The 14326-nt window shown below is 63.2% G+C and carries 14 protein-coding genes; 7 read left to right on the plus strand and 7 right to left on the minus strand.

The window, feature by feature from the left end:
- Positions 1 to 146 precede the first annotated feature (146 nt).
- Positions 147 to 1130, minus strand: a complete 984-nt coding sequence (locus ACTJKE_RS12105) for a quinone oxidoreductase family protein (protein ID WP_440691871.1) — start codon at positions 1128 to 1130, stop codon at positions 147 to 149.
- A gap of 94 nt (positions 1131 to 1224) precedes the next feature.
- On the opposite strand from ACTJKE_RS12105, the gene ACTJKE_RS12110 reads away from it, so the two are divergent.
- Complete coding sequence (locus tag ACTJKE_RS12110) at positions 1225 to 2109, plus strand: LysR family transcriptional regulator (RefSeq protein ID WP_110878486.1); 885 nt, start codon at positions 1225 to 1227, stop codon at positions 2107 to 2109.
- Between the two features lie 12 nt (positions 2110 to 2121).
- Here the strand turns inward: ACTJKE_RS12110 and ACTJKE_RS12115 are convergent, their stop codons facing one another.
- Positions 2122 to 3210, minus strand: a complete 1089-nt coding sequence (locus ACTJKE_RS12115) for an AbrB family transcriptional regulator (protein ID WP_440691872.1) — start codon at positions 3208 to 3210, stop codon at positions 2122 to 2124.
- A 437-nt stretch (positions 3211 to 3647) separates the two neighbouring features.
- Between ACTJKE_RS12115 and ACTJKE_RS12120 the strand changes: the two genes are divergently transcribed.
- A complete protein-coding gene (locus ACTJKE_RS12120; protein WP_057253637.1) occupies positions 3648 to 4775 on the plus strand; it encodes an ATP-dependent DNA helicase in 1128 nt (375 codons plus the stop codon).
- Between the two features lie 25 nt (positions 4776 to 4800).
- Positions 4801 to 5325, plus strand: coding sequence for a hypothetical protein (locus tag ACTJKE_RS12125; protein ID WP_156414709.1), 525 nt, complete (start codon positions 4801 to 4803; stop codon positions 5323 to 5325).
- 171 nt (positions 5326 to 5496) lie between these two features.
- Here the strand turns inward: ACTJKE_RS12125 and ACTJKE_RS12130 are convergent, their stop codons facing one another.
- From ACTJKE_RS12130 to ACTJKE_RS12140, 3 genes are all read right to left on the minus strand, one after another.
- Positions 5497 to 6171: an MnmC family methyltransferase gene (locus ACTJKE_RS12130; RefSeq protein WP_058326714.1), complete on the minus strand. Its 675-nt coding sequence runs from the start codon at positions 6169 to 6171 to the stop codon at positions 5497 to 5499.
- A gap of 197 nt (positions 6172 to 6368) precedes the next feature.
- Positions 6369 to 7046 carry a MerR family transcriptional regulator gene (locus ACTJKE_RS12135; protein WP_057253643.1) on the minus strand — a complete coding sequence of 226 codons (678 nt, stop codon included), beginning with the start codon at positions 7044 to 7046 and terminating at the stop codon, positions 6369 to 6371.
- Between the two features lie 582 nt (positions 7047 to 7628).
- Positions 7629 to 8741, minus strand: a complete 1113-nt coding sequence (locus tag ACTJKE_RS12140) for a hypothetical protein (protein WP_440691873.1) — start codon at positions 8739 to 8741, stop codon at positions 7629 to 7631.
- A 449-nt stretch (positions 8742 to 9190) separates the two neighbouring features.
- Between ACTJKE_RS12140 and ACTJKE_RS12145 the strand changes: the two genes are divergently transcribed.
- The 3 genes from ACTJKE_RS12145 (at position 9191) to ACTJKE_RS12155 (ending at position 11970) form a co-directional block, all read left to right on the plus strand.
- Positions 9191 to 9943 carry a pyridoxine 5'-phosphate synthase gene (locus ACTJKE_RS12145; RefSeq protein WP_113514324.1) on the plus strand — a complete coding sequence of 251 codons (753 nt, stop codon included), beginning with the start codon at positions 9191 to 9193 and terminating at the stop codon, positions 9941 to 9943.
- 61 nt (positions 9944 to 10004) lie between these two features.
- Positions 10005 to 10628: a histidine phosphatase family protein gene (locus ACTJKE_RS12150; RefSeq protein WP_113514322.1), complete on the plus strand. Its 624-nt coding sequence runs from the start codon at positions 10005 to 10007 to the stop codon at positions 10626 to 10628.
- Positions 10629 to 10755: 127 nt separating this feature from the next.
- Positions 10756 to 11970 carry a multidrug effflux MFS transporter gene (locus ACTJKE_RS12155; protein WP_113514320.1) on the plus strand — a complete coding sequence of 405 codons (1215 nt, stop codon included), beginning with the start codon at positions 10756 to 10758 and terminating at the stop codon, positions 11968 to 11970.
- A gap of 156 nt (positions 11971 to 12126) precedes the next feature.
- Here ACTJKE_RS12155 and ACTJKE_RS12160 read toward each other — a convergent pair whose 3' ends face one another.
- Positions 12127 to 12510, minus strand: coding sequence for a VOC family protein (locus ACTJKE_RS12160; protein WP_058321300.1), 384 nt, complete (start codon positions 12508 to 12510; stop codon positions 12127 to 12129).
- 198 nt (positions 12511 to 12708) lie between these two features.
- The gene (locus ACTJKE_RS12165) at positions 12709 to 13593 is read right to left on the minus strand and encodes an SDR family oxidoreductase (RefSeq protein ID WP_113514318.1); all 885 of its coding nucleotides are present in this window, start codon (positions 13591 to 13593) and stop codon (positions 12709 to 12711) included.
- Positions 13594 to 13793: 200 nt separating this feature from the next.
- Between ACTJKE_RS12165 and ACTJKE_RS12170 the strand changes: the two genes are divergently transcribed.
- Positions 13794 to 14198, plus strand: a complete 405-nt coding sequence (locus ACTJKE_RS12170) for a winged helix-turn-helix transcriptional regulator (protein ID WP_058321302.1) — start codon at positions 13794 to 13796, stop codon at positions 14196 to 14198.
- The last annotated feature ends 128 nt before the right edge of the window (positions 14199 to 14326 follow it).

The following is a 14326-nucleotide window of genomic DNA, read 5'->3' on the forward strand; positions in this document are numbered from 1 at the left end:
GCGCGGGGGATTTATTCCCGGAAAACTGGTGGCTGTGTCGGTTCCGCCATTTCGCTGCCGGAACCGAAGCAAACGGAGCGACCGGCCGCGCGATTGGCAATCGCGCAGCCGGCAAAGGACGGTGATTTGCTGGAAGCAGCCCCTGTTCAGGGCAGCAGAACCACGGACCCGGTCGTGCGCCGGGCCTCCAGGTCCTCGTGCGCCTTGCGCGCTTCAGACAGCGGATAGGTGGTGATGGCGGAGGCGCGAACGATCCCTGCCTGGATCGCGCCAAACAGGTCTCGCGCCGCCGTCTCGTATTCCCTTCGGTCTGCGGTGTAATGCGCGATCGAGGGGCGGGTAACATAGAGCGAGCCCTTGGCCGCAAGTAAGGAGACGTCAAGCGGCGGCACCGGGCCGGAGGAGGCGCCGAACGAAACCAGCGTGCCGCGCGGGCGCAGGCAATCGAGCGATTTGGCGAAGGTTTCGGCGCCGACGGATTCATAAACGACATCGACACCCTGGCCGCCGGTGATCTCGGCAACACGCGCCTGAAAATCCTCCTCGGTATAGAGGATCACATGATCGCAGCCGTTGGCGCGGGCGATCTCGGCCTTTTCGGCGGAACTGACCGTGCCGATGGTGGTCGCCCCCAGGTGCTTCAGCCATTGGCAGGCGATCGAGCCGACGCCGCCGGCCGCCGCATGGAACAGCACCGTGTCGCCGCGTTTGACCGGAAAACAGCGGCGGATGAGATACTCGACCGTCAGCCCCTTGAAGACGAGTGCTGCGACCTCAAGGCTGTCGAGCGCGTCGGGCAGCGCCAGCGCCCGTGCGGCGGGCAGGTTGCGGTGGGTGGCATAGGCGCCGGGCGGACCGCCGACATAGGCGATGCGTTGGCCGACAGCAAAGCCCACCACCTCTTCACCAAGTGCCGTGACGATGCCGACGCCTTCGACGCCGAGGCCGCTCGGCAGCGTGAGGGGAGAGGTGCCGCGGCGATGATAGATGTCGATGTAATTGACGCCGATCGCGAGGTGGCGGATCTGGATCTCGCCGGGCGCGGGGTCGGCCAGCGTCTCGGCTTTGAAAGCGAGCACCTCTGGCGCGCCAAATTCGGAAAATTGGAAGGCTTCAGTCTCGATCGCCATGCTGCTCTCCAAGGGATTTCGCGGAATCTGCTTGATTTTTCAGCGTCGGTTGAGAAACCTTTGCGCAAACCGATTTTCCAAAAATGGAAAGCAAATGGACTGGAATGATCTGAAGTTCTTTCTGGCCGTCGCCAATGCGCGGTCGTTGAGTGCCGCGTCGGCCAGGCTCGGTGTGAGCGCATCGACCGTGTCGCGCCGGATCGAGGCACTGGAAGCGGCGTTGCAGGTTAAGCTCTTCCGGCCCCATCGCGACGGTTATGACCTGACGCCCGCCGGCGAAGACTTGGTGGCGCCGGCTGAGCGCGCCGAGGCGCAGATGCGCGTCTTCGAGCGCACGGCGCGCGAGAAGGACAGCGATCTCGCCGGGCCGGTCCGTATCGACGTGCCGGAACTGCTCGGGCAGGAGGTGTTGTTGCCCGAGCTGGCGGGGCTCTTGCAAAGCCATCCGGAAATCCGCCTTGAGATGCATTCGAGCGTCCGGCCGGTGCGCCTGATCGGAGAGGAGGCGGATATCGTGCTGCGCCTCGTCCGGCCGCAGCAGGGCAATTATCGTCAGCGCAAGATCGGCTCTCTCGCCTTCGGCCTCTATGCAGCACCCAGCTACCTTGAACGCCACGGTACGCCAGGTACGCCGGCTGACCTCTACCGCCACCGGGTGATCGGCTGGAGCGAGGAGTTGAGTTACCTGATCATGGTGGCCTGGGTCGAAAGGCTCTGCCCCGGTCTCCAGCCGTCGATGTGTCTCACCTCCCTCGGTGCGCAGATGGCGGCGGTGAAAAACGGGCTCGGGCTCGCCGTGTTGCCTGCCTTTGCGGTCCAGTCGGCAGGGTTCGTGCCTCTGCTGCCGGAGGTGCCGCCCTTGGCCCCGGATCTCTGGATGCTGGTCCATGAACAGGCGGCGGAACTGCCGCGCGTGCGGTTGGTGAAGGAAGCGGTCATCACAGCGCTGGCGCGCTTCAAGGTGCGGCCGGGCGTGTAGATCCCGAGTGGCTCAAGCCCGGTCGGCGACGAAGCGGGCGAGGGCTGGACCGATCATGGTGATGATCAGAAGGCGGGCGGTCTGCAGCGCCATGACGAAGGAAAGGTCGACATTGCTCGAGGCGGCAATGACCGCGATCGAATCGAGCCCGCCGGGGCTGGTGGCGAGATAGGCGGTCAGCGGATCGATGCCGACGACCTTGATCAGGAGCACCGCGAGCAGACCCGAGAAGGAGATCAGCACGATAATCGAGATGACCGTCGGCACCAGCGCGCGGCGCGCGTGGATGAGGATCTGGCGGGTGAAGCCCAGGCCGATGTTCCAGCCGAGAGCCGCAAAACAGAGCGCCAGCAGCCATTGCGGCAGCACCGTGGTCGTGACTCCGGTGACGTTCAGCACGGCCCCGACGAGGAAGGGCAGCAGGAAGGCGCCGGCGGGCACGCGCAGGAAGCGACCGGTAAGGGCTGCGGCAAGTCCGAAGGCGATCGTCTCCAGGAAGAGCAAGCCGTCGATCGGCGCGAACCAGTGCGTGGTCTGCTCGGCTTCGGCACCAGTAACCCACATATGCGCCACGACCGTTGCTGTGCTGGCGACGAAGATCACGCGCAGATATTGCATGAAGGCGACGAGGCGGGCATCGGCGCCATAGGCATCGGCCATCAAAAGCATAGTCGAGGCGGCACCGGCCGACGAGCCCCAGATTGCCGTCGTGCCCGGCAGGATGCGCATGCGGGTGATCACCCAGCCGCACAGCGTGCTGACGGCGATGACCGAAAGGATGACGGCGAGGAACAGCGGCCAGTTACCGGAGAAGGTCACGAGCATGCCCGGCGTCATGGCGCCGGCGATCATCATCGCCAGGATGAACTGCACGCAGAAGAAGAGCTGGCGGGGCAGGCGGATCGTCCCGCCGTTCATGCCGACGAGAACGGCGCCGAGCATCGGGCCCATCAGCAGGCCTGCCGGAAGGCCGATGAATTCGAAGAACGAGGCGAGCACGACCGAGATTGCCGAAAGCAGGCACCATTGCAGCCACGGCGCCAGCCGTCCGATGCCGACCTTTTCCGGAGAGGACGCGGCTTTGGGCTTGTGGGTCGTCACGGGCATTCTCCGGCATGACCCCGAAAAGGCGGAACAGCCGTTCGTGGCCTGCCTCGACGGGCTTCGAGCGATGGTCGTCACCAGCAGGATCGCGGCGCCATCAATGTCCCGCTCGTTAGCAACAATGCGGCGTTGCATTCAAGGGGCACGGCAAGAAAGTGCCACAGCTGCCGTCGGCCGGAAATAAGGGGAGCGATGTCGCCATACTTGCCGGGAAGGCTCGCAGCTGTGTGACGAACGCGCGTTGTGAGAAAAAAACGTGAACAAAAGATCCCTGGCCCGGGTAGCTCGACAGATGGGTTCAGCCGAAAAGATATTGATTTTGCATGGCAATTTCGTGAATTGTCGCGGAGTGCCCGCCAACCTTCCGTCACAGGGGCCGCGCAGCCCATAAATCCGGGCTTGCGTGTGCCGCCCGAATCCTGACACTCAGCCCCATGCAGTTCGCACCGCAACAGGATGAGGCCCTCAAGGCCGTTTCGCAGTGGCTGAAAGAGGGCCGCTCGCCGCTCTTCCGGCTGTTCGGCTATGCCGGCACCGGCAAGACGACGCTGGCCCGGCACTTTGCCGAACATGTCGATGGCGACGTGCTGTTTGCCGCCTTCACCGGCAAGGCCGCGCAGGTGCTGCGCTCCAAGGGTGCCAGCAACGCCAAGACCATCCACTCGCTGATATATCGTCCGCGCGGCGAGGAGGAGGTTTCCGATGAGGAAACCGGCAAGACCTCGATCGCGCCGATGTTTGCGATCAACCGCCAGAGCCCGGTCGCCAAGGCCGCGCTGATCATCGTCGACGAATGCTCGATGGTGGACGAGGCGCTCGGCAAGGACCTGATGAGCTTCGGCACGCCGATCCTCGTGCTCGGCGATCCCGGGCAGCTGCCGCCGGTATCCGGCGGCGGCTACTTCACCAACCAGGAGCCGGACTATCTGCTGACGGACATCCATCGTCAGGCGCGCGACAATCCGATCATCCAACTCGCGATGCAGGTGCGCGAAGGCAACGAGATCATGCATGGCGACTACGGCACCACGCAGGTGATCGGTCGCGGGCAGGTGAACCAGGAGCTGGTGCTGGAAGCGGATCAGGTGCTTGTCGGCACCAACAAGACCCGCCGGCGCTACAATCAGCGCCTGCGCGAACTCAAGGGCTTCACCAGCGACTATCCGCAGTCCGGCGACAAGCTCGTCTGCCTCAGGAACGATCCGGCCAAAGGCCTGCTCAACGGTTCGCTGTGGCAGGTGATGAGCTCGTCGAAGGAAACGGTGAAGCCGGGCATCAACCTGATGATCCGGCCCGAAGACGACGACATGGATCGCGGTGCCGCCAAGATCAAGCTGTTGAAGGCGGCCTTCGAGGATGTCGAGGGCGAGATCCCCTGGACGACGCGCAAGCGCTACGACGAGTTCGACTACGGCTATGCGCTGACGGTGCATAAGGCGCAGGGCTCGCAGTGGAACAACGTCGTTTTGTTCGACGAGAGCTGGGCCTTCCGCGATACGCGGGAACGCTGGCTCTACACCGCGATTACCCGCGCGGCGGAGCGACTGACGATCGTTCGCTAAGGGCGGCTACGGAAGGGGTGCGACGTTGCCGATCAACAGGATCATCGCGTCGAGGCCTTTTGTCAGCATAGTGGACGCGATTTCGGCTGGCGGATACAACCCGTTTCTCTGCCAAGCGACACGTGGATTCCGCACCGCCCTGTTTGCTGCTAATATCATAGCTTCACCACCGGTTGTGGAGGGCAAAATGTCTCGGGCTCGCTTCCTTTCCGTCGCCGCATTCTCAATAGGCTTTGCAACGACGATCCACGCAGCGCCTATCAACATGACAAACAGTCCGTCCTGGACCAGCCCCACCGCTGCAAATCCATCGGACCTGGTTCTGGTGGCAGAGACCAAGAAGCCGCTGGTGAAATCGCCGTCGGTCAAGGCTGGAGCAACCGGCCCACAGACCACGGTCGGCTCTGCTGAACTGACTGCCCAGGAATGTGAGCGCGTTGGCGGTGTCGTGACGGGCAACGGTGACCCTAACTGCAAATCGAACCAGCGGTGCAAGACGACGCTGAGCAACGGCGACATCCGCTCGGTATGTATCGACGAAGCAAATTAGGCTCACCAGTCCGGGCTTTTGACCTACTGCATGTCTTTGTCCTTAAATCGAGCTCGATTTAAGGACAAAGACATGCAGAAAATCAAAGTGCTACAGCGACCTTTGCGCGTCTGATAAGACGCGCGGCGCTGTAGGCGGCAAGCTGGATAAGGCCGGCCGCATAACGGGCGATTATCGCTTGGTCGCCATCCACAGCACGTGGCGCGCACCGCCACGCTTGCCATTGGCGCGCACATTGACCTCGTCGGTGGCAAAGCCGACCTCACGCAATCGCCGCGTAAAAGCGCTGTCCGGCGCCGAGGACCAGACGGCAAGCACGCCGCTGGGCCGCAGCGCAGCCTGGGCGGCGCGAAGGCCGGTATGGCTGTAAAGACTGTCGTTGGAGGGGCGCGTCAATCCGTCCGGGCCATTGTCGACATCGAGCAGGATGGCATCATAGGCGGCCTTCTTCGAGCGGATCAGCGCGCCGACATCGCCGACATGGATATCGACGCGGGGATCGTCGAGCGTGCCCTTGTGAAGATCAGCCATGGGGCCGCGCGCCCATTCGACGACGGCCGGCACGAGCTCTGCGACGACGACGTTGGCATCGTCCGGCAGCACGGCGAGGGCCGCCCGCAATGTGAACCCCATGCCGAGGCCGCCGATCAGCATGCTCATGTTTTTCCGGCCGGCGATCCGCTCGTGGGCGAGCGTCGCCAGCGCCTCTTCCGAGCCGCTCAGCCGGCTGTTCATCAGTTCGGTCGAGCCGAGCATGATGGAAAATTCCTGGCCACGCTGCTTCAGGCGCAACTCGTCACCGTCTCCGGGAATGGTGGCTCGGTCTAGCTGGATCCAGGGAAGCATCGGGATATCTCACTCATGTCGTTTCAGCGCCTCGTAACATGAGCGCGGCGTCGAAGACATCCCATTGTCGACGATCCCGGGAGAATCGCCGGCAAACCGGCGGTATGGCCGGCTACCGGACAGGCTTTGGCCGTGCCGCCTCCAGACGCGCTGACACGTCTCCAGGCGAAGACGAAAACCGCCGTAAGGTGCTTCGGTTACTCCGCCGAGATCATTCCGGCGAGTACGGCCTTGGCGATTGCCTGGAAGCGGTTGTTGGCGCCGAACTTGCGGATGATGCCGGCTTCGAGCGTGAGCGCCGCGGCGACGTCCATCTCCATCAGGCCGGCGATGCGCGGGGCCGGATAACCGTCGGCCATGAAGGTCAGACACTCGCTCTCGATCGGGGAAAGGTGGACATGGTCATCTTCATCGGTCGCGGTACCGCTGCCATCGCTGCTTTCGAGCAGCTCGGTGATGCGCTGCATCTGGCGGCGCAGGTTCGCCTGCTGGGCGGCAAGTTCCCGGCGCCGCGCCAGTAGCGCCTCGCGAAACAACTGGTCGGCGTCTGCCTGTTCTTCGGTGCCGGCAAGGCCGGTCAAAAGCTCCAGGATGGCGGCGATCGGCATGTCGATCTCGCGGCAGGCGTTGATGACAGCCATGCGGCGGATGTGTTCTTCGTTGTAAACCCGCATCGGCCCCATGCGCGCGGCGGTCAGAAGGCCTTTCTCCTCGTAGAAATGCAGGGTGCGGTGGGTGACGCCGAAGGCATCGGCCATGTCGGCGATCGCCAGCGGGGCCGTCGGATCATGATGGGGAAGGGGAAGGATGGGCAGGAAGCCGACGCGTTCGGGCGCGGCGAGCATGCCTTCGTATTTCCAGTGGTCTCGCGGCATATCGATTGTCCCCGGTCTACAGGCCGCGCCTATCCGGCGCGTTGTCTCTGTAACGTTTGATTTTCCGCATATTTGACCTGAATCGAGGCCGACCCAGGGTGTAACAGTCCGCGTCCGGAAGCGGCGGCGATCACCGGGTCTCATAGGTGCGGACCGCGTCCGCGTGCTGAGGCACTCGTTGATCGACAACGACAATGCCTGCTGCTCGGCTGGGGCATCCCGCGTGGACCACGCGGTTCTACTCAGGACTTCGATGCTTGCCTGACGAGCAACCAGGCATCCATTCCCAACGCATGCGTGCACCGTATACGCGAATCAAATATATGACCAGTCCTTAATATTGGTAGGCTGACGCCCGTTTTCCCCGACTGGAGGGGCCGCTGCCACTGCATGGTTTCCTACTGCCTGTCTCCTTGAATCGACCTCGATTTAAGGACCAAGACATGCAGAAAATCAAAGGGCTACAGCGACCTTTGCGCGTCTGATAAGACGCGCGGCGCTGTGGGCCGATCCAGGAAAACATGCAGTGATTCAAAGCGTTACGGTGAGCTTGCCGCGTCCTCGAAGATGCGGCGCACGCGGTCAGTGGCCGATGACCTTGAGCGGGCTGTTGGAGCTCAGGATGAACAGTGGTTCGTCCCCGCGCAACGGCGACAGCTTCTGCTGGCAGGACCAGGCTTCCTCGAAGGCACCCCGGGTCAGGTGCTTGCGATAGCGCTGGGTAGCGGCCATGCAGCCCATGAGGGGGCTTTCGATCTGCTCCTGGCGGGCGTGCTCGTAGATCTCGCCGTCGAGCGAAAACAGTTCCGACGCCAGCGACATGCTCTCGTAAAGCAGGTCCGGCTCGGACGCGAGCCGCTTCCAGGTAATGAAGTCCTGGCGCAGCGGCACGTTCTCGCCATCATGCGAGAGGGTGACGCGGATGCCCTGCGCCGGCGCATCGTACCAGGTCACCTGCACGGTGAACGACAGGGCGGAATTGCGCGAAACGGGTCGACCGGTGTCGCCGTCGGTGGCGCGGGCCAGCGTCTTGTGGCGCTGGGCCGCAAGGCGAAGCGCCGTGGCAAACGCTTTTGCATCTTCGTTTTCGGCGCCCGCCATCTTCACCTGAACCGAGGGCAGTACCCGTTCGGTCGCGTGGCGCGCGTTGAAGAGTTTTGCCTGCGCGTCGATGTCCAGCGTCATTTCCTGCGAGGGCATCGGCGCGAAAAGGAGCAGCGGCAGCACGGTCAGCACCGAGAGTGGCGACGAGAAGGGCGCCGGCGGCCAGGCGGGCCGGTGCCCGGCAAAGCGCCGCTTCGTCAGTTTCGGCTGGCGGGGCGAGCTTGCGGCCTGATGCTCTTCCTCGTTGCGGGCGCGCTGGTACTCCGGAACATAGGTTCCCTTGGGAATGGCGATCCGCCATTCCTCGTCGGCACCGTCGCCCTCGTAGAAAGCCTTGAGCAGCTTGCGCAATTTGCCGGCGTGCACCCGCACGAGCGGGTCGCTGTCGGCGTTGAAAGCCTGGGGCCGGTCGAAGACGTCGATCGCGATCGAGTAGCCCTTGAGCTGATGGCCTTCGCCGGCCATCTCCTTCTCGACCACATAGGTGAGGAAGGCCCTGAGGCGCTCTGAACGCGCGAAAGCCTTGCTTTCGAGGATACGACGGAGGGCCCGTCGAATCGTCTCGTCGCAGGGTCTTTCGACCGTCGTCATCCGTTCTTGCTCCAGTGTCATGTGAACTAAAATCTATGAAATGCGATCGCGGCGCGGGCTGGGCCATTCGATCTGATTCGGAAAGTTAAGCCCTAAAAAGGTGGTTGTCAGGGTAGTAGACGCCAAATTTGAGTTTTTTCTGAAATAAACGTAAAAATTGCGCCGGTTCTCCCTGTGGCGGATGGTAGCGGAAGTCCAGTCGGCCATTTTCGCCGTTCGTGATTGAGTCTTCCCGCATATTAGAGACGCCGATTGTCAAGACTTGGTCAAGACAAGGCGGGCAAACGAACCGCGCGCAAACGTCGCATCGCTCCCCTGCGACCTCCTTGGAATTGCTGCATAATCGGACCTCAAACTGTTTTCGGTTTCAGCAATTATGCAGTAGAACATTGCAACCACATTGCCTGCGTCTGGGCCCGCCTTGGGCCCGCTTTCTGGAAAGTTCAGACATGCCTGCAAAACTGTCCGTGAATCTGAATGCCGTCGCAATGCTCCGCAACCGGCGCGATCTGCCGTGGCCCTCCGTCACCGCGCTTGGCCGCATCGCGCTCGAAACGGGGGCTGCCGGTCTCACCGTGCATCCGCGACCCGACCAGCGCCACGTCCGCTTCAGCGATCTGCAGCCGATCCGCGACCTGATCGACCAGGCGTTTCCGGAGACGGAATTCAACATGGAAGGCTATCCGAACGAGGAATTCCTCGGCCTCGTGGAGATGCATCGGCCGGAGCAGGTGACACTGGTGCCCGACGATCCGGCGCAGGCGACCTCGGACCACGGCTGGGATTTCCGCAAGAACCACAACCTGCTCGGCAATGTCGTCGGCCGGCTGAAGAAGAAGGGTTTTCGCGTTTCGCTGTTTGCCGATGGCGACGAGGATACGGAGGCCTTGCGGATTGCCAAGGAAACCGGCGCCGATCGCATCGAACTCTACACCGGCCCCTATGGCGGTTGCTATGACGACCCGGACAAGGCCGAGAAGATCGCCGCCGAACTTGGCCGCACGGCTGCGATTGCCGCAAGCCTCGGGCTCGACGTCAATGCCGGGCACGACCTGACGGTGGCCAACCTGCCGCTGCTCGCAAGGCACATCCCCAACCTTGCCGAAGTCTCGATCGGTCACGGCCTGACGGCCGATGCGCTGGAATACGGTATGGCCGAAACGGTGCGCCGCTTCCGCCGCGCCTGCGGGCAGGAGGTCTGAGGCGACATCTGCGCCTTAGTTCTTGCGCGGCAGGAGCGTCTTGCGAAACCCGAGCGATGCCATGAAGGATCTCTTCGTCGTCACCCACACGGAATCCGTCCATCACCTGGAAGGCAAGGTGGGTGGCTGGTACGACACGGATCTGACCACCCGCGGCAGAGAGGATGCGGAGTTAACGGCCGAACGGCTGGTGGCCTTGGTTGGCGGAAGGGACGTGGAAATCCATAGCTCCGATCTGCGCCGCGCCTCCCAGACGGCCGATGCGATAGCAAGGCGCTTCCAACGGCCGGTGATGGAAACTGCCGATCTCAGGGAAATCAGCTATGGCGTTGCGGGTGGCAGGCCCCAGGCGTGGCTCGATGCGCGCTATAGCCCGGCACCGGATGACAATCGGCTCGACCATGATTGCGGCATCGAGGGCACGGAAACCCGTCGCGACGTGGCGCTGCGCGTCGTCCCTTGCGTAAACGCCATCGTGGCGCGGCCCTGCCAAACGCAGATCATCGTCACCCATGGCTTCACGCTGACGCTGGTGCTTGCCGCCTGGATGAAGATCCCGATCGACGCCACGGGCTTCCTGAGTTTTCCGGCAAAATCCGGCAGCATCACGCATCTGCGCCAGGACGATTTCTTTCGAAACCGCGCGGTTGTCAGCCTGGCGGATGCGTCACATCTCAATTCATAAGCCTCGCCGACCCGAAAATATCACCTGCAGAAACCGGCGCTTTTTGTGGGTGATGTTGCGACTGGTACGCGCAGGCTTGCGGTAAGACTGCTATAGGTCGAGTCTTTCCTTCCCTTGTGTGCAGCCAATGACATTCCAGACCAGTTTCCGTGAGCGCATCGTTCTCTATGCGCTTCTGACCTCGCTGACCTCGATCAGCATCGATGCGCTTTTGCCGGGCTTGCGCCAGATCGGGGCCGATCTTGGCGTTCAGCCGCCACTTTCCACCCAGCACATCATCTCGCTTTTCATCCTCGGCATGGCGTTTGGCGAGCTCTTGCTCGGGCCGCTTTCCGATGCGATGGGGCGGAAGAGGGCGCTTGTTCTGGGGCTTGGCGTCTATGCGCTCGGAACCGTCATCGCCATGGCAGCCGGCTCGCTCGAAATGGTCATTCTCGGCCGCTTCCTTCAGGGCGTCGGGGTCTCGGGGCCGAAGATTGCGACGCGGGCGATGATCCGCGACCAGTTCGAGGGTGATGCCATGGCGCGTGTGATGTCGTTCATGTTCACGCTCTTCATTCTCGTGCCGATGCTGGCCCCGACGCTCGCGCAAGGGATCATCGCCGTCGGTGGCTGGCGTAGCGTCTTTGCGGTCTATCTCGCGGCGGCGGGACTTCTCGGCGTGTGGCTGGTGGTGCGCCAGCCGGAAACGTTGCCGCTAGAGAAGCGCATTCCCTTTCGCCCGCGGCTTCTCGTGTCGAACGGGCGGCGCATCCTGTCAAACCGGCGCGTGGCGCTGCTGATCGTGGCGACCGGGCTCGTCTTCGGTGCGCAGCTCCTCTATCTCAGCACCGCGGCGGATCTGTTCTTCGACGCCTACGGGATCGGGCAGACCTTCCCCTTGTATTTTGCCATGCTGGCGACCGGCATCGGGCTTGCCTCGTTCCTCAATGCCAAGCTCGTGCAGCGCTTCGGTTCGGAGGCGATGGCGCGTTACGGCTTTATTGGCCTGGCGGTGGCGGGGCTCGCGATGCTGGCGGCATCCACCCTTTGGGCCGGCCGGCCGCCGCTCACAGTGCTGATGGTACTCGGCTTTGCGGCCTTCTTTGCGATCGGGGTGCTCTTCGGCAACCTGAATGCCATGGCCATGCGCTCGCTGGGGCAGGTTGCGGGCCTCGGGGCGTCGTTGATCGCCTCCGGCTCGAGCCTGATCGCGACCTTTTTTGCGATCGCATTCGGCGCGTTTTACGACGGCACGACGCTCAATCTGTCCGCCGGGTTCTTTATCGCCGGCGTCAGCGCACTCGTGCTTGCGGAGATCGCGCTGCGGGCAGATGCCTTGCCGGTGGAGGCCGTACGCTAAGTCAGGCAAGATCCGAGCGGACCGTGCGGCAGGCGCGGCCCGCCCAGCCCCCTGGGAAATGGGAAACAAGCCCAGGGGAACCCGCAAAGCATGGTCGCGATCCGTCCGTGCACGTCGTTTTCGCAAAGCCGTCCCGTATTGTCCGCAACGGCAACCCTAGCCGTTGTAGACGACTGAAATCTTGTTTCCGGATGGATCGCGCATGTAGGCGGAGTACCAGTCAGGCCCATAGTGCGGACGCGGCCCGGGTGCGCCTTCGTCCGCCCCGCCATTGATGATGGCGGCCTGGTAGAAAGCATCCACCTCCGCGGGCGACTTGGCCATGAACCCGACCATGGAGCCGTTTCCGGCGGTCGCCGGCTCACCGTCAAAAGGTTTGCAGACCCACAGGACAAAGCCTTTGCCGGCTCCGCCTTCGGAATAGGCGCGCCAGTCCGGAAACTCTATGTGCTTGCTCCATCCGATGGTCGCGAGAATTGCGTCATAGAAGGCATTCGAGCGGGCGCAGTCCAAGGCACCCACGGTCAAATAAGCGCTCATAATGTCCCCTTTCTCCGGTGGTGAAGGTGGGGAATGCATAGCGCATCATAGTGAACATAACAAGAACAAAATGTGGCGACGGCGACTGACAAGATCCTGCTGCCGGGGCGGAAGACGCAATTGGGCATCTCCCTCGTCGCAATCTGGGAGCCCGGCACGGATGGCCGGGCTCGCGTCGTTTCGGACCGGATTCCTTCTTCAGCCGGCAAGTCTCGCCTTGCTCGCTTCCAGGAAAGCGCCGAGCTTCACCGGCGTTGCACCCGTCAGAGACGTCACGTCGTTCGTCACCATGTTGATATGGCCTTCGCGGGTGTTGGCATCGAAGGAGACGACGATCGGGATGAGGAAGTCCGGCAGGCCGGCGCCCTTCAGGCCGCCTGCGAGCGCCTCGTCCGAGATGTGCACGACATCGAGCCGCTTGCCGGTCGCCTTGGCGACGAGGGCCGCGATCTCGTCGGTCGAGCGCTGCTCGCCGCCGGTCAGCGTATAGGTGCGGCTCTCGCGCCCGCTTGAGGCAAGCGCAGCGGCGGCCGCCTTGGCGGCATCGGCGCGGGCGATGTGGGCGAGGCGGCCCTCGCCGGACGAGGAATACCATTGGCCGGTCTCTAGCGCGTGCGGCAGCGCCATGAACAGGTTCTCCATGTACCAGCCGTTGCGCAGGATGGTGTAGGGGATGCCGGTCGCCTTGATGGCGTTTTCGGTGCCGAGATGATCGGGCGCGAAGGGGATCACCGATGTCTCGGGGCTGGGCATCGAGGTGTAGAGGATATGCTTGGCGCCGGCCTTCTCGGCAGCTGCCACGGCGGCGAGGTGCTGCTTCAGGCGCTTGCCCGGCTGATCCAGCGCGTCGGTCGAGATGATCAGGATCCGGTCGGCGCCGGCAAAGGCCTTGTCGAGCGAGGCCGGGTCGTCGAAATCGGCGACGCGGGCCTGAACGCCCTTGGCCGTGTAGTCGGCAAGCTTCGCCGTGTCACGGCTGGTGGCGATGATCCTCGCCGGCTCGACGCCGGAGCCGAGAAGCTGGTCGAGCACGAGCTTGCCGAGCTGGCCGGTCGCGCCGGTGACGAGCAATGTATCGGACATGGTCTTTCCTTTTCCTCTAAACCTGAGACGGGATGGCCGCGGGAGATCGCCCGCACTTTCCTCGCTCGTCGTTGATGCCGGCGGCCCGGGAGGTCGCGCGGCACATGGTCTCTTTTTGAGACTTGCTCTTATCTCGTAATCTCGGTACAGCTGTAAAGGAGGCAGTTTTTTCTGCTGTGGTTACAGGAAGGGTACCGCCTATGAACAAGCTGACCGGGGATGTGAAGGGCAAGCGCGTGGCCATCGTCTGCGGCGTTCCGATGGACATGGAGAACTGCCCGGTGCGCGACGTCATGGACAATATCGGCGGCAAGTGGAACTCGCTGATGATCCTGTCGCTGGCCGACGGTCCCTTGCGTTTCTCCCAGCTTCGCCGGCTCATCCCCGACATTTCCCAGCGCATGCTGACCCAGACGCTGCGCGACCTGCAGCGCGACGGCTACATCCACCGCACCGTCTACCCGACCCAGCCGCCGAGCGTGGAATATGCACTGACCGATCTCGGCCGCTCCCTGCTTGGCCTGCTCAAGCATTTCGTCGACTGGTCGTTGGAAAACCACGGAGCGATCCGCGCGGCACGCGAGGTGTACGACGCGGAGGCGTAGGGCGTTTCCCTGCAGGCGCGAAATTCGCCGTGGGGGCCAATCATTGGCGCATACGGCGCTTTCTCTCTCGTTCCGGGCTTTCGCTAGCGAAGTTTGCCCCTCACCCTAGCCCTCTCCCCGCGGGCGAG

Source organism: Ensifer sp. 22521 (assembly GCF_052044795.1).
Taxonomy (GTDB): Bacteria; Pseudomonadota; Alphaproteobacteria; order Rhizobiales; family Rhizobiaceae; genus Ensifer.